The following is a 15,899-nucleotide window of genomic DNA, read 5'->3' on the forward strand; positions in this document are numbered from 1 at the left end:
GAAAGGGACTACGGCATGAACGACGGAGTCGACAGCACGAAGGGCAGAGGGGTGCGTCGCAGGACCGTGCTCACCACGGCACTCGGCGCCGCACCGCTCGCCGTGGCAGGCGGGATCATCGGCGGCGGGCCCGCGACGGCCGCACCCACCTCGCATCGCACGGCCGTCGAGGGCCTGACGGTCGAGCACAGAACGAACCCCCTCGGCGTGGACGCCGAACACCCGAGGTTCGGCTGGCGCATGGCCTCCCCGGTGCGCGGCCGCCGCCAGTCGGCGTACCGCATCCTGGTGGCCACCACCCCCGACCGCCTGACCCCCGGCCGGGCGGACGTCTGGAACAGCGACCGCGTCACCTCACCGGATTCGGTCGCCGTGCGCTACGCGGGCCCCGCCCTGCACCCCGCCACCCGCTACCACTGGACGGTGACGGTCTGGGACGAGACCGGCCGCACCGTCCCCGCCGCCCCGACCGCACACTTCGAGACCGGCCTCCGCACCACCGACGGCATCGCGGGCTGGGACGGCGCCCAGTGGATCAGCATGGCGGGCAAGCAGCCCAACACCCCCGGTGCCCCGTTGCTGCGCCGACAGTCCCGGCTGACGGGACGTCAAATATCCGAAGCCCGGCTCTACATCACCGCCCTCGGGGTGTACGACGCCTATGTCAACGGCCGTCGCGTCGCCGTACCGCAGGGCGACGGCACCACCCACGAGCTCCTGACCCCGGGCTGGACCAACTACGACAGCACCGTCAACTACTTCACCTACGACGTCACGGACCTGGTAGCGGCGGAGCGGCGCCAGGGGCAGGTCACCCTCGCCGCCGTACTCGGCAACGGCTGGTACAACGGCCGTGTCTCCGACAACAGCGCCTACTACTCGGCCGACGGCAACCGCCTGGCCCTCAAGGCCAAGCTTCTGATCCGGTACGCCGACGGCTCCGAGCAGACGGTCGTCACCGCGACCGGCGGGGACTGGAAGGCCACGGACACCGGCCCCTACCGCGCCGACGACATCTACGACGGCCAGACCTACGACGCGCGCAAGGAACTCCCGGGCTGGACGGCGAACGGATTCGACGCCTCCGGCTGGGCGGGCGTCACCGAACACGACTTCACCTCCAGGTTCCCCGAAGCGAAGCTGGTCGCCTATCCCGCCGAGAGCGCTCGTCTGATACCCGAGTGGGACCGCCGCCCGCACTCCGTCACCGTCTACACGGGTGTGTCAGGCCAGGCCGGCAGCCCCAACGGCAAGGGCCGCATCGTCGTCGACGCCGCCCGCACGGTCACCGACCCGGCCACCGCGGCCACCACACCCGTGACCCTGCGCCCCGGCGACACGGCCGTGATCGACCTCGGCCAGAACATGGTCGGCGTGCCCCGCTACACCCTGCGCGGCCCGGCGGGCGCCCAAGTCGTCCTCAAACCCGGCGAGATGCTCAACGACGACAGCGAGGGCGCCGACGGTCCCGTCGGCTCGGTGTACCGCGCCAACCTCCGGGCCGCGAAGGCCACCAGCACATACGTCCTCAAGGGCGACCCCGACGGCGAGACCCACCAGGACTCGCTGACCTTCTACGGCTTCCGCTATGTCTCCGTCACCGCGACGGACACCGTCACCCTCACCCGGTTCACCGGCCGGGTCGCGACCTCCGCGCTCCGCGACATCGGCACGATCACGACCGACGATGCCGACGTCAACCAGCTGATCAGCAACGTCCGTTGGGGCCAGCGCGGCAACTACCTCTGGGTGCCCACCGACTGCCCGCAGCGCGACGAACGCCTCGGCTGGACCGGCGACACCCAGCTCTTCTCCAACACGGGCCTCTACAACGCCGATGCCGTCAACTTCCTCAGCCACTTCGAGGACATCCTGATCGACTCACAGAAGACCTACGGACAGGACGGCGCTCAGTTCACCTGGGTCGCCCCCGGCTCCCGCTACAACCAGCCGATCCCCGCGAGCGGTTGGGCGGACTGCGGGGTGGTCGTGCCGTGGACCGTGTGGCAGATGTCCGGCGACAGCACAGTGGTCGACCGCAGTTGGGCAGCCATGACGAAGTACATGGACTGGATCCGCGAACGCACCGGCGACACCTACGCCGGCCAGGGCGCGATCTTCGGCGACTGGCTGGCCTTCCAGGACACCAGCACGCAGCTCATCAGCGACCTCTACTACGGCTACAGCGCCCGGCTGATGGCGGACATGGCCCGTGCCACCGGCCGCACCGCCGAGACCGCCGCCTACGAGGACCTCTTCGCCCACATCAAGCGCGCGTTCATCACCAAGTACCTGGCCACCGATGCCGGCGGACAGGTGACCGTACGCTCCAGCCTCGGTGACGCGCCGCCGACCGGCGGCAAGACGGAGGACAACAGCCAGACCGCCCTGCTCTGGGTCCTCAAACTCGGCTTCTACGACACCGAGGCCCAACGCCGCACGCTGCTGGGGCACTTGGCGGACAACATCGGCAACGACGAGGCCTACAAGGAGGCCCACCCCGACAGCACCCGCGTGAGGTACGCCGAGAACACCCTCTCCGTCGGCTTCCTCGGCGTGAACGTCCTCGCCCCCGTGCTCACCGACGAGGGCCGTGTCGACCTGGCGTACAAGCTGCTCCACCAGGACGCCATGCCCTCCTGGCTCTACTCGGTGCGCAACGGCGCCACCACCATCTGGGAGCGCTGGAACTCCTACTCCAAGGAGGACGGCTTCGGCCCGGTCGACATGAACTCGTTCAACCACTACTCCTACGGCGCGATCATGGAGTGGATGTACGAGAGCATGGCCGGCATCGCCAAGGACCCGGCCCACCCGGGTTTCCGGCACTTCTTCCTCCGGCCGCATCTCGACCCGACCGGCAAGGTCACGCGGGTCGGCGGCACCCATCTCTCGCCCTACGGCGAGATCGTGAGCGAGTGGCACAAGGACGACCGGAAGCTGACCTACCGGGCCGCGGTGCCCGCGAACAGCACCGCGACCCTCTCCCTCCCCAGCACCGATCCATCGACCGTCCGTGCGGGCCGGACGCCCCTGGCCGAGGTCGAGGGCGTCGAGTACCTGGGCTTCACGGACGGCGTCGCCTCCTACCGGCTGCCCTCGGGCCGCTACGCGGTGACGTCCGCGCTCGCCTGATCGCCCACCAGCACCACCTCCAGGGTGCGCGGACCGTGCACCCCCTCGACCCGGTCCAGCTCGATGTCGCTGGTCGCCGACGGACCGGAGATCCATGTCAACGGGCGGGTCGGGTCGAGGCGTTCGAGGGCCTGCGGGACGGACGAGACGACCTGCTCCGGGACCCGTACGACACAGATGTGGTGGTCGGGGACCAGGGTGATGCGGCGGCGGCCCTGGTCGGGGGAGGCGTCCAGGACGATGGTGCCGGTCTCGGCCACCGCCACGGCACACGCCGTGACCACGCTGTCCACCTGGTCCAGCTCGTGCGGGGTGCTCTCCACTTGGTCCGGCACCCGCTCGGCGTCGCTCCCCGCCAACCACTCGGGGTTCAGACCGGGCGGCACGAGCACCGTCTTCGCACCGCGCGCCGCGAGCATTCCGGCGATCGTCGCCGCGAGATCGCCGGGGGCGCAGCGATGCACGATCGCCCGGTAGTCCGCCAGATTCTCCGCCAGCAACTCGACGGTCTCCGCGCCACCGCGCTCCCCGTGCTCGCGCAGATAGTCACGCGCAACGGCCTGCTCGTACGGCATCTCGTCACGAGGCACGTCCGCGAGGGCGCGCCGCACCCGGCCCAGGATCCGTTCCCTGCTGCTCACTTGGCGCCGTCCTTTCCGCCCTGCGTGCGCTGCCACCAGTCGCGGAACGGTTCCGCGGGTACCGTGGGGAGGTCGCGGCTGCCGCTCCACGCCTTGCCGGGGCCGGGCAGCGACCGGGGATGGACGCGCCGGGTGCGCGAGGCGAGCCGCTGCCCCGCGCGCAGGGCGCCCGGGTGGCTGAACGCCCAGCGTGCCGCCCGCATCGCCGCCCGCTCGGCGGCGTGTCCCTTCGCGGGCTTCAGCACCACCTTGTTGCCTTTCGTGGTCACCGGCCCGCCCTCGACGACCCGCTCCCGCAGACGCACCAGCACCTCGGGGATGTCGATGGCGACCGGGCACACCTCGTAGCAGGCGCCGCACAGCGACGAGGCGTACGGGAGCGAGGCGTCGATCTCGCTGGTCACGCCCCGGAGTTGAGGACTGAGGATGGCGCCGATCGGGCCCGGGTAGACCGAGCCGTACGCGTGCCCTCCGGCCCGTTCGTACACCGGGCACACATTGAGACAGGCCGAGCAGCGGATGCAGCGCAGGGCCTGCCGGCCGACCTCGTCGGCGAGGGTGTCGGTGCGGCCGTTGTCGAGCAGGACCAGATGGAAGTTCCGCGGCCCGTCGGCCGTCTCCGAGTCCGTCGTGCCGGTCCACATGGTCGTGTACGGGTTCATGCGCTCGGCGGTGGAGGAGCGGGGGAGTGTCTGGAGGAACACCTCCAGGTCCCGCCAGGTGGGCACGATCTTCTCGATGCCGACGACCGAGATCAGCGTCTCGGGCAGGGTCAGGCACATCCGCCCGTTGCCCTCGGACTCCACGACCACCAGCGTGCCGGTCTCGGCGACCATGAAGTTGGCGCCGGAGACGCCGACCTTGGCGCGCAGGAACTTCTCGCGCAGGTGCAGCCGGGCAGCCTCGGCGAGTTCGGCGGGCGTGTCCGTCAGGCCCTCGGGCGCCGGGCGGCCCCACTCGCCCATCTCGCCCCGGAAGATGTCGCGGATCTCGCCCCTGTTGCGGTGGATGGCCGGGACCAGGATGTGCGAGGGCCGGTCCTTGCCCAACTGCACGATCAGCTCGGCGAGATCGGTCTCGTAGGCGCGGATGCCCTCGGCCTCCAGGGCCTCGTTCAGCCCGATCTCCTGTGTGGCCATCGACTTGACCTTGACGACCTCCGACTCACCGGTCGCCTTGACGAGATCGGCCACGATCCGGTTCGCCTCGGCGGCGTCGGCGGCCCAGTGGACCGTGCCGCCCGCCGCCGTGACCGCCTCCTCCAACTGCACGAGATACCGGTCGAGATGACGCAGCGTATGATCCTTGATCTGTCTGCCCGCCTCGCGCAGTTCCGCCCAGTCGGACACCTCCGCGACGGCCTTGGCCCGTTTGGCGCGGATCGTGTGTGTCGCGTGGCGCAGATTGCCGCGCAGGGTCGCGTTGTGCACGGCCTCGTGCGCGGCCTCGGGAAAGGCAGGCATCCCCAGATACGTCCCGCTCATACGGCCGGTTCCTCCTCCGTGCTCGCCAGGATCTCCGCGATGTGCACCGGCCGCATCTCCGTCCGCAGCCGGGACATGGTCCCGCCGATGTGCATCAGACAGGAGTTGTCGGCCGCGCACAGCACCTCCGCCCCCGTCGACTCGGCGTTGCGCACCTTGTCGGCACCCATCGCCGCCGAGACATCGGAGTTCTTCAGGGCGAAGGTGCCGCCGAACCCACAGCACTCGTCGGCCCCCGGCAACTCCGCCAACTCCAGCCCCTTGACGGCCTCCAGCAGGCGCCGGGGCCGGTCGCCGAGCCCCAGCCCGCGCAGCCCGTGACAGGTCGGGTGATAGGTCACCCGATGCGGGTAGTAGGCCCCGACATCCGTCACCCCCAGCACATCCACCAGGAACTCCGTCAGCTCGTACGTCTTCGGCACCACGGGCGCCAGCGTCGCCGCGAGCGTGTCCCCGCGCCCCTCGGCCCGCGCCCGCTCACCCATCCGCGGATACAGCTCCCGCACCATCGCCCCGCACGACCCGGACGGGGTGACGATCGCCTCGTACTCCCCGAAGACATCGGAGAAATGCCGCGCCAGCGGCTCGGCCTCATGCCGATATCCGGTGTTGTAATGAGCCTGCCCGCAACAGGTCTGGTCCATCGGGAAGTCGACTTCGACGCCCAGCCTGGTCAGCAGCTTCACCACGGCACGCCCGGTGTCCGGATAGAGCGTGTCGTTGACGCAGGTCAAGAACAGGGCGACACGCATCGCGGCTCCTTGTGATCGATCATCGGATGAGTGCAGCGTAATGCGGTAACGCGCCCCGGGGGAGCCCCCCTCACGCCCGGGCGAGCCGGGCCTCTGCCTCCCGCCAGCGCTCCGCGTCCCCCCGTGGCTCGTACCGAGTGAGCGGCTGCGTACGGGTGAGCAGGCGCCGCCCCTCGGCGAGATCGCCGACCAGGCCGTGGGCCCGCGCCTGGACCAGCACGTTCCCGAGGGCGGCGGCCTCGGCCGGACCGGCCACCACCGGCAGCCCGCAGGCGTCGGCGGTCAGCTGGCACAGCAGGGCGTTGCGGGTACCGCCCCCTACGACATGCACGACGTCGACGGGATGGCCGGCCAGCGCCTGCGCGTCCCGCACGGCGCGGCGGTGGGCGAGGGCGAGCGAGTCGAGGATGCAGCGGGTGATCTCGGCGGGCGAGGCGGGCACCGGCTGCCCGGAGGCGCGGCAAGCCTCGGCGATCCGCTCCGGCATCCGCCCCGGCGCCAGGAACTCCGCGTCACCGGCGTCCACCACCGAGCGCAGCGCCGGCACCTCGCCGGCTGCCGACAGCAGGGCGCCCAACTCCGGTTCGCCCCAGGACCGTAGGCACTCCTGGAGCAGCCACAGCCCCATGATGTTCCGCAGATACCGGACCGTGCTGTCCAGCCCCAGCTCATTGGTGAAGTTGGCGGCCCGGCTCTCCTCGGTGAGCACGGGGGCGCCCAGCTCCAGCCCCGCCAGCGACCAGGTGCCGGTGCAGATGTACGCGAACCGCTCGCCCTCGGCCGGAACGGCGGCGACGGCCGAGGCGGTGTCGTGCGACCCGACCGCCGTCACCGGCACCGGCCCGGTGAGCCCGGTCTCCTCCAGCACCTCGTCGCGCAGCAGCCCCGCCGGATCGCCGGGCTGTCTGAGCGGAGCGAACAGACGCAGGTCGATGCCCAGCCGGGAGGAGATGTCGTACGACCAGTCACGCGTGCGGGGATCGATGAGCTGGGTGGTGGAGGCGTTGGTGAGCTCGGTGCCCTGCGCGCCCGTGAGCCAGTACGTCATCAGGTCGGGGATGAGCAGGAGCCGCTCGGCTTGGGCCAGTTGGGAGGACTCCCGCGCCGCGGTCAACTGGTACAGGGTGTTGAACGGCGCGTACTGCAACCCGGTCGCGGCATACAGCTCCCGGGCCGGGACGGTCGCCCACACCTTCTCCGCGACCCCTTCCGTCCGGGGGTCCCGGTAGTGCACGGGGTTGCCGAGCAGCGCCCCCTGGCCATCCAGCAGCCCGTAGTCCACGGCCCAGCTGTCGATCCCGACGGAGTCGACCTGCCCCGCCGCCCTGAGCCCCTCCAGCACCCCCGCGTACAGCCCGAGCACATCCCAGCGCAGCCCCTCGGGCACCCGCACGGGCCGGTTCACGAAGCGGTGCGCCTCGCTCAGCTCCAGGCTGTCGGGGCCGACGCGGCCGACCATGACGCGCCCGCTGGACGCGCCGAGGTCGACCGCGGCGTACGACTTCACGGACGCGCTCATCGCAGAAAGGCGGCCGCGACGCCGGCGTCGACCGGGATGTGCAGCCCGGTGGTGTGCGTCAGGTCCCCGCCGGTCAGGGCGAATACGGCGCCGGCGACATGCTCGGGCAGCACCTCCCGCTTGAGGAGGGTCCGCTGGGCGTAGAACTCACCCAGCTGCGCCTCCTCGACCCCGTACACCGCCGCGCGCTTCGCACCCCATCCGCCGGCGAAGATGCCGGACCCGCGCACGACACCGTCCGGGTTGATCCCGTTGACGCGGATGCCGTGCTCGCCCAACTCGGCGGCCAGCAGCCGTACCTGATGGGCCTGGTCGGCCTTGGTGGCGCCGTACGCGATGTTGTTGGGACCGGCGAACACGCCGTTCTTGGAGGCGATGTAGACGATGTCGCCCCCCACCCCCTGCGCGATCATCACGCGCGCCGCCTCCCTCGACACGAGGAAGGAGCCGCGCGCCATGATGTCGTGCTGCAGGTCCCAGTCCCTGGCCGAAGTCTCCAGCAGCGGCTTGGAGATGGAGATTCCGGCGTTGTTGACGACGAGATCGACCCCGCCGAAGGCCAGCACGGCCGCCTTGAACGCGTCGGCGATCTGCTCCTCGGACGTGACGTCCACCGTCACCGCGACGGCCTTGTCGGGACCGCCCAGTTCCTTAGCGACGGCCCGGGCGTTCTCGGCGTCGAGATCCGCGACCACGACACACGCGCCCTCGGCGGCCAGCCGATGCGCGATGGCCTTCCCGATCCCGCTGCCCGCGCCGGTCACCAGCGCGATCCGGGTCGCGAGCGGCTTGGGCCTCGGCATCCGCTGAAGCTTGGCCTCTTCGAGCGCCCAGTACTCGATCCGGAACTTCTCGGACTCCTCGATGGGCGCGTACGTGGAGACGGCCTCGGCCCCCCGCATCACATTGACGGCGTTGACGTAGAACTCACCGGCGACCCGGGCGGTCTGCTTGTCCTTGCCGAAGCTGAACATGCCGACACCCGGCACGAGCACGATCGCCGGGTCGGCGCCGCGCATGGCGGGGGAGTCGGGCAGGGCGTGCCGCCGGTAGTAGGCGGCGTACTCCTCGCGGTACTCGGCGTGCAGCTCCTTCAGCCGCGCGACGGCCCCCTCCAGCGGAGCGGTCGGCGGCAGATCCAGAACCAGCGGGCGCACCTTGGTCCGCAGGAAGTGATCGGGGCACGACGTGCCGAGCGCGGCGAGCCGAGGATGCTCGGCCCGAGCGAGGAAGTCCAGCACCACGTCGGAGTCATTGAAGTGCCCGACCTGAGTCCTGTCCTGCGAGGCGATCGCCCGCACGTACGGCGCCAGCGCAGCCGCCCGCTCCCGCCGCTCGCCCTCGGGCAGCGGCTCGTACCCCTCGATGACGCCCCCGAAGGGCTCGGCCTTCCCCCTGTCCGCCAGGAACTTCTCGGCGGTCCGGATGATGTTCAGCGAGTTCCGCTCGCACTCCTCGGAGCTGTCGCCCCAGGCGGTGATCCCGTGCCCGCCGAGAACGCACCCGATGGCCTGCGGATTGGCTTCCTTGACGGCCGCGATGTCGAGCCCGAGCTGGAACCCGGGCCGCCGCCAGGGCACCCACACCACGGTGTCCCCGAAACACTCGGCGGTCAGCTTCTCCCCGTCGGCGGCACAGGCGAGCGCGATCCCGGAGTCCGGATGCAGATGATCGACATGCGCCGCTTCGACGAGCCCGTGCATGGCGGTGTCGATGGACGGAGCGGCCCCGCCCTTGCCGTGCAGGCAGTAGTCGAAGGCGGCGACCATCTCGTCCTCGCGCTCGACCCCCGGGTAGACGCCCTTCAGGGCGTGCAGGCGGTCGAGGCGGAGAACCGCGAGACCGGATTCCGTGAGCGTCCCCAGGTCGCCGCCGGACCCTTTCACCCACATCAGAGGCACTTCGTGGCCGGTGACCGGGTCGATGTCGTTGCCCTTCGCGGAGGCGTTGCCGCCGGCGTAGTTGGTGTTGCGGGGGTCGGAGCCGAGCCGGTGGGACCGGGCGAGGAGGGCTGCGGCTTCGGGATGGGGGGCCATGAGAATTCAGTCCTAACTGAGTGAGGGTGCGGACACGCCCTCAGGGGCGCGGGGAACTGCGCGACCAGCCACATACAGCCTTGGGCCTGCACCGGTCGAACCTGGCAGACGAGATCCAGTGATCAGGCCCCCCAACCGGCTTGCTGCCCACCGACCCGCTCAGCCACGATCTTCTCGGCCCACCCGGACCGGCGATACGCGGCGATGGGATCGGCATCGAGCCCCATCTCCTCGCGCACCTCGGCAAGCAGCGGCCGCACATCGGTGTTGTACGCATCCATCAGCACGGCATTCGCGTCCAGCACGTCACCGGCGGCCTGCGCCGCGGCCAACGCCTCCCGATCGACGAGCAGCGCCTTGGCCGTGGCCTCCTGCACATTCATCACCGACCGGATGATCGCCGGGATCTTCGCCTCGATGTTGTGGCACTGGTCGAGCATGAACGCCACGTCGGAGGTGAACCCACCCCCACGCACGACCTCGTACATGATCCGGAACAACTGGAACGGGTCGGCCGCCCCCACCATCAGGTCGTCGTCCGCGTAGAACCGCGAGTTGAAGTCGAACCCCCCGAGCTTCCCCTCGCGCAGCAGCGTCGCGACGATGAACTCGATGTTGGTACCGGGAGCGTGATGTCCGGTGTCGACCACGACCTGCGCCTTCTCACCGAGCTTCAGACAGTGCGCGTACGCCGTGCCCCAGTCCGGAACATCCGTCGCGTAGAACGCCGGCTCGAAGAACTTGTACTCCAGCAGCATCCGCTGTCCCTCGCCCAGCCGCTCGTAGACCTCGCGGAGGCCTTCGGCCAGCCGGTCCTGACGCGCCCGGATGTCGTCCTGCCCGGGGTAGTTGGTCCCGTCGGCGAACCACAGCTTCAGATCCCGCGATCCGGTCGCGTCCATGATGTCGACGCACTCCAGCAGGTGATCGAGCGCCTTGCGCCGCACCGCCGCATCCGGATGACAGATGCTTCCGAGTTTGTAGTCGTCGTCCTGGAAGGTGTTGGAGTTGATCGCCCCCAGCTTCACCCCACGCTCCTCGGCGTGCTTGGCCAGCGCCGAGTAGTCGTCGACCTTGTCCCAAGGGATGTGCAGGGCGACGGTCGGGGCCACGCCGGTGAACGCGTGCACCTGAGCGGCATCGTCCAGCTTCTCCCGCGGCGTGCGGGGTACGCCCCGCTGCGCGAAGACCTTGAACCGCGTCCCCGAGTTCGCGTACGCCCATGACGGCGTTTCGACGGCCTGGGTCTTGAGTGCGGCCTTCACCGCGGCGAGCTCGGTCACTTCAGGGCTCCTGTGACGTCGGGAACGGAAGACGGATGGAAGACAGAAGGAAGACGGACGGGGACGGACCGGGATGGACGGTGGACGTCTGAAACGCTTCACTGTGAAACGATTCAAGACGGGAACGTATGGGCCTCCCGAAGGGGTGTCAAGCCCCGTGACCAAGGACGTTGCCTGTGACTCCCGCGTTACCTTGATTCATCGAAACTTTTTCGACACGGACCCATTGACGTGACATCGGCTCCATGTCTAACGTCCCGGCAACCAAGTTGAAACCTTTCACGACGTCGAGAGGCCCGTCCCGCCGGCGTCGTCGAGGAGCCCCCATGACCCACCCGTCCACCACGGGTCCGGCCCCGGTTCTGGCGCTCAGGGACGTCTCCAAGTCCTTCGGCGCGGTCCGCGCCCTGCGGGACGTCTCCCTGGAGCTGTTCCCCGGCGAGGTGCACGCCCTCGCCGGCGAGAACGGCGCGGGCAAGTCGACCCTGATCAAGACGCTCGCCGGCGTGCACCGGCCCGACGCGGGCCAGGTGCTGCTCGACGGCGCGCCCGTCGCCTTCCACGGCCCCGGCGACGCCCGTGACGCCGGCATCGCCGTGATCTACCAGGAGCCGACCCTCTTCCCCGACCTGTCGATCGCCGAGAACATCTTCATGGGCCGCCGGCCGCGCCGCGCCCTCGGCCGGATCGACCACAAGGCGACGCACACCGCGACCCTGGCCCTGATGACACGCCTCGGCGTCGAACTCGACCCCGACCGCCCCGCGCGCGGCCTGTCCATCGCCGACCAGCAGATCGTCGAGATCGCCAAGGCGCTCTCCTTCGACGCCCGTGTCCTGATCATGGACGAGCCGACCGCCGCCCTCACCGGCAGCGAGGTCACCCGCCTCTTCGGCGTCGTGCGCACCCTGCGCGAGCAGGGCGCCGCCGTTCTGTTCATCTCCCACCGGCTGGAGGAGATCTTCCGGATCTGCCGGCGGGTGACGACCCTGCGGGACGGCGCCTGGATCGCCAGTGAGCCGCTGGACGGCATGACCGAGGACGACCTGGTTCGGCGCATGGTCGGCCGCGACCTCGACGAGCTGTATCCCAAGCAGGATGTGAAACCGGGTGAAGTGGCGCTCAGCGTGCGCCGGTTGACCCGTGAGGGCGTCTTCACCGACGTCTCCTTCGACGTACGACGCGGTGAGATCGTCGGCCTCGCCGGGCTCGTCGGCGCGGGCCGTACCGAAGTCGCGCGGGCCGTGTTCGGCATCGACCGCTGGGACGCCGGCGAGGTCTCCGTCGCCGGCAAGGCCCTGACCAACGGCGCCCCGTCCACCGCCATGGCCTGCGGACTCGCCCTCGTCCCCGAGGACCGGCGCGCCCAGGGCCTGGTGATGGACATGTCCATCGAGCGCAACATCGGCCTCACCGGACTGCGTACGACCGTCAAGGCGGGGCTGATGGACCGTGGCGCCGAACGCAGCCGCTCGCTCGACTGGGCCGTCAAGCTCCAGGTCAAGTACGCGCGGATCGCCGACACGGTCAACACCCTGTCCGGCGGCAACCAGCAGAAGGTCGTCCTCGCCAAGTGGCTGGCCACCGGCCCCAGGGTGCTGATCGTTGACGAACCCACCCGGGGCATCGACGTCGGCACGAAGGCCGAAGTGCACCGACTGCTCGGCGAGCTGGCCGCCGACGGCGTGGCCGTCCTGATGATCTCCTCCGACCTGCCCGAGATCCTCGGCATGGCCGACCGTGTGCTCGTGATGCACGAGGGCCGCCTCACCGCCGAGATCCCGCGCTCCGAAGCCACCGAGGAAACCGTGATGGCCGCAGCCACCGGGAGGGCCGCCGTATGACGGTCGTCACTCCCAAGGAGGCTCCCGTGACCGACGTACCCAAGTCCAGCGGCACCCGCCTCGTCGACCGCGTCTTCAAGATGCGTGAACTCGCCATCCTGGCCGTCTTCGTGGCGATGATCGTCGTCACCCAGCTGGGCAACAGCGAGTTCCTCACCGAGCAGGGCATCAAGGACCTGCTGCTGAACGCGACGATCCTCGTCCTGGTCGCCACCGGCCAGTCCCTGGTGGTGATCACACGGAACGTCGACCTGTCGGTCGGCTCGACGCTCGGCATCAGCGCCTTCGCGGCCGGTACGTACCTCCAGGGCGGCGGGAACTCCGTCGTCGCCGTGCTCCTGGCGGTGCTGATGGGCATCGGCTTCGGTCTGCTGAACGGCCTGCTCGTCAGCCTCGGCCAGGTGCCCGCGCTCGTCGTCACCCTCGGCACGCTCTACATCATCCGCGGCATCGACTCCATCTGGGTCGGCTCCCGCCAGATCACGGCGGCCGACCTCCCGGACGGCTTCGTCGACTTCGGCTCCGGCGGCATCTCCGCGGTGCCCTGGCCGGCGTTGATCGCCCTCGTCGTCCTGGTGGCCACGGCTTACTACCTCAAGCACTTCGGCAGCGGACGCGAGCTCTACGCCCTCGGATCCAACCCGGAGGCCGCCCGTCTCGCCGGCATCGCGGTGCGCAAGCGGATCCTCGCCGCGTACACCTTCTGCGGTGCGCTGGCCGGCCTCGCGGGGGCCCTGTACCTCGCCCGGTTCGGCAACGTCGACTCCGGCACCGGCAACGGCTACGAACTCACCGTCGTCAGCGCGGTCGTGGTCGGCGGCGTCGTCTTCACCGGCGGCTCGGGCAGCGTCTACGGCGCGGCACTCGGCGCGCTGCTGCTGACCTCCATCAACAGCGTCCTGCCCGCCCTCGGCGTCAGCTCCGTCTGGGTGCTCGCCATCAACGGCGTCCTGCTCATCCTCGCCATCGCGGTCGACCGGATCGTCGCGCTGCGCGTGGCCAACGCCCTGAAGAAGAGGAACGCCCGTCATGGCTGACTTCTCGCTCGCGCGCGCCGTTCGCTGGGACACGGTGGTCGGCGCCCTCCTCGTCGTCGTGCTCCTGCTGTCGTTCGGAACGGTCGACGGCTTCGGGAACGCGCTCAACCTGTCGTTCCTGATCGGCAACACGCTGCCCATCGCACTGATCGCCCTGCCGATGACCCTGCTCGTGGTCTCCGGGGAGATCGACCTGTCGGTGGCCTCGACGGCGGGCCTGTCGGGCGCGGTCATGGGCGCCCTGTGGAACCAGGGCATGACGATCGAGACGATCATCCCGATCTGTCTGCTCCTCGGTGTGGTGTGCGGCCTGATCAACGGTCTGCTGGTGACCAGGCTGGGCCTGCCCTCCCTCGCCGTCACCATCGGCACCCTCGCCGCCTACCGCGGCATCGCGCAGATCGTGCTCGGCTCGGACGCGGTGACCGACTTCCCCACCCAGTACCTCGACTTCGCGGCCGGACGCATCGGCGACACCTTCATCCCGTACGCCTTCCTGCCCTTCCTGGTGCTGTTGGCCATCGCCGTGGTCGCGCTGCACGCCACGCCGTTCGGGCGGTCGCTGTTCGCGATCGGGGCGAGCGAGGAGGCGGCGAGGTTCGCCGGGATCCGGGTCAAGCGGCAGAAGTTGATCCTGTTCACGGTGACGGGGCTGATGGCGTCGCTCACCGGGATCTTCTGGGCGTTGCATTACGCGAGCGCCCGCTACGACAACGCCACCGGGCTCGAACTCTCCGTAGTGGCCGCCGTGTTGCTGGGCGGTATCGACTTCGACGGCGGCAAGGGGACGTTGGGCGGTGCCATCGCCGGAGTGTTCCTGCTCGGTGCGTTGCAGAACGTCATGAGCCTTCAGGACGTCTCCGCGCAGTCGCAGATCGTCGTCACGGGTGTGTTGCTCGTTCTTTCCGTCCTCGGGCCGCGGGTTGCGCGGCAAATCGCCGTTGCGCGGGCTCAATCGTCCGGCTAGAGGCCGCATGCGGCTGGTCGCGCACACGCGGCGGTAGCCGCATATCGAAACAGTCCCGCCCCCTGACGGGGCGCGTCCCTCAACCTCGTTCAAAGGAAACCGTCATGCGTAAGTCATCCCTCCGGCGTGCCTCTGTGACCCTCGCCGCCGTCACCTCCCTCGCTCTCGCGGCCACCGCCTGCGGCGGCACCACCAAGGAGGACGTCAAGAACGAGGGCGCCTCGGCCGCCACGGCCGGCAAGGCCGACCCGAACGCCGAGCTGAAGAAGGGCCTGACCGTCGGCTTCCTGCCCAAGCAGGTCAACAACCCCTACTTCACCTCCGCGGACAAGGGCGGCGAGGCGGCGCTGAAGGAGCTGGGCTCCGGCTACAAGGAGGTCGGGCCGTCCAGCGCGACCGACACCGCCGGGCAGGTCAGCTACGTCAACACGCTCACCCAGCAGCAGGTGGACGCGATGGCCGTCTCCGCCCAGGACCCGGGCGCCCTGTGCACCGCGCTCAAGCAGGCCATGAAGAACGGCATCAAGGTCGTCACCTACGACTCCGACACCACCGCCGACTGCCGCAACGCCTTCGTCTCGCAGGCCTCCGCCGAGGACCTCGGCCGCACCGAGGTGCAGCTGCTCGCCGAACAGATCGACTACAAGGGCGAGATCGCGATCCTGTCCGCCGCGCAGACCGCGACGAACCAGAACACCTGGATCGACTTCATGAAGGACGAGCTCAAGGACCCCAAGTACAAGGACATCAAGCTCGTCAAGGTGGCCTACGGCGACGACGACGCCCAGAAGTCCTTCCAGCAGACCCAGGGCCTGCTCCAGGAGTACCCGAACCTGAAGGGGATCATCTCCCCGACCACCGTCGGGATCAAGGCCGCCGCCCAGTACCTGTCGGGCTCGAAGTACAAGGGCAAGGTCAAGCTGACCGGCCTCGGCACCCCCAACGACATGCGCAAGTACGTCAAGAACGGCACCGTCGAGGCGTTCGAGCTGTGGGACCCGGCGAAGCTCGGCGACCTGGCCGCCCGCGCCGCCGTCGCCCTGGTCTCCGGTCAGATCACCGGCAAGGAGGGCGAGACCTTCAAGGCCGGCGACACCACGTACACGATCGGCAAGGACGGCGTGATCAGCCTCGGCAAGCCGACCGTCTTCGACGCGAAGAACATCGACCAGTTCAACTTCTGACATCCGGAGGGTCGTTG

11 protein-coding genes are annotated in these 15,899 nt (G+C 69.7%); 5 read left to right on the forward strand and 6 right to left on the reverse strand.

What is annotated here, in order from left to right:
- Positions 1-15: 15 nt before the first annotated feature.
- Positions 16-3,135, forward strand: a complete 3,120-nt coding sequence (locus ACZ7NC_RS17620) for a family 78 glycoside hydrolase catalytic domain (protein WP_471489178.1) — start codon at positions 16-18, stop codon at positions 3,133-3,135.
- Here ACZ7NC_RS17620 and ACZ7NC_RS17625 read toward each other — a convergent pair.
- From ACZ7NC_RS17625 to rhaI, 6 genes are all read right to left on the reverse strand, one after another.
- On the reverse strand, positions 3,108-3,776 hold the full coding sequence (locus ACZ7NC_RS17625) for a LutC/YkgG family protein (RefSeq protein WP_471489180.1): 669 nt from the start codon (positions 3,774-3,776) through the stop codon (positions 3,108-3,110). The genes ACZ7NC_RS17620 and ACZ7NC_RS17625 overlap by 28 nt on opposite strands.
- Positions 3,773-5,260, reverse strand: a complete 1,488-nt coding sequence (locus ACZ7NC_RS17630; protein ID WP_471489182.1) for a LutB/LldF family L-lactate oxidation iron-sulfur protein — start codon at positions 5,258-5,260, stop codon at positions 3,773-3,775. Before ACZ7NC_RS17630 ends, ACZ7NC_RS17625 begins: the two co-directional genes overlap by 4 nt.
- Positions 5,257-6,012: a (Fe-S)-binding protein gene (locus ACZ7NC_RS17635; protein ID WP_471489184.1), complete on the reverse strand. Its 756-nt coding sequence runs from the start codon at positions 6,010-6,012 to the stop codon at positions 5,257-5,259. Before ACZ7NC_RS17635 ends, ACZ7NC_RS17630 begins: the two co-directional genes overlap by 4 nt.
- A 70-nt stretch (positions 6,013-6,082) precedes the next feature.
- The gene (locus tag ACZ7NC_RS17640; protein WP_471489185.1) at positions 6,083-7,531 is read right to left on the reverse strand and encodes a rhamnulokinase; all 1,449 of its coding nucleotides are present in this window, start codon (positions 7,529-7,531) and stop codon (positions 6,083-6,085) included.
- Positions 7,528-9,567, reverse strand: coding sequence for a bifunctional aldolase/short-chain dehydrogenase (locus tag ACZ7NC_RS17645; protein WP_471489187.1), 2,040 nt, complete (start codon positions 9,565-9,567; stop codon positions 7,528-7,530). The genes ACZ7NC_RS17640 and ACZ7NC_RS17645 overlap by 4 nt, the downstream gene beginning before the upstream one ends.
- Positions 9,568-9,689: 122 nt before the next feature.
- On the reverse strand, positions 9,690-10,850 hold the full coding sequence (rhaI, locus tag ACZ7NC_RS17650) for an L-rhamnose isomerase (RefSeq protein WP_471489189.1): 1,161 nt from the start codon (positions 10,848-10,850) through the stop codon (positions 9,690-9,692).
- Between the two features lie 326 nt (positions 10,851-11,176).
- Here rhaI and ACZ7NC_RS17655 point away from each other — a divergent pair, with 326 nt between their 5' ends.
- From ACZ7NC_RS17655 to rhaS, 4 genes are all read left to right on the forward strand, one after another.
- Complete coding sequence (locus ACZ7NC_RS17655) at positions 11,177-12,694, forward strand: sugar ABC transporter ATP-binding protein (RefSeq protein WP_471489191.1); 1,518 nt, start codon at positions 11,177-11,179, stop codon at positions 12,692-12,694.
- Positions 12,691-13,731 (forward strand): ABC transporter permease, encoded by a 1,041-nt coding sequence (locus tag ACZ7NC_RS17660; RefSeq protein ID WP_471489193.1) that lies wholly within the window; start codon positions 12,691-12,693, stop codon positions 13,729-13,731. Before ACZ7NC_RS17655 ends, ACZ7NC_RS17660 begins: the two co-directional genes overlap by 4 nt.
- Positions 13,724-14,698 carry an ABC transporter permease gene (locus ACZ7NC_RS17665; RefSeq protein WP_471489195.1) on the forward strand — a complete coding sequence of 325 codons (975 nt, stop codon included), beginning with the start codon at positions 13,724-13,726 and terminating at the stop codon, positions 14,696-14,698. Before ACZ7NC_RS17660 ends, ACZ7NC_RS17665 begins: the two co-directional genes overlap by 8 nt.
- Positions 14,699-14,802: 104 nt before the next feature.
- Entirely contained in the window at positions 14,803-15,882 is a 1,080-nt protein-coding gene (rhaS, locus tag ACZ7NC_RS17670; RefSeq protein WP_471489197.1) for a rhamnose ABC transporter substrate-binding protein, read from the forward strand.
- Positions 15,883-15,899 lie beyond the last annotated feature (17 nt).

It is taken from the genome of Streptomyces sp. NPDC111802 (genome assembly GCF_055634335.1).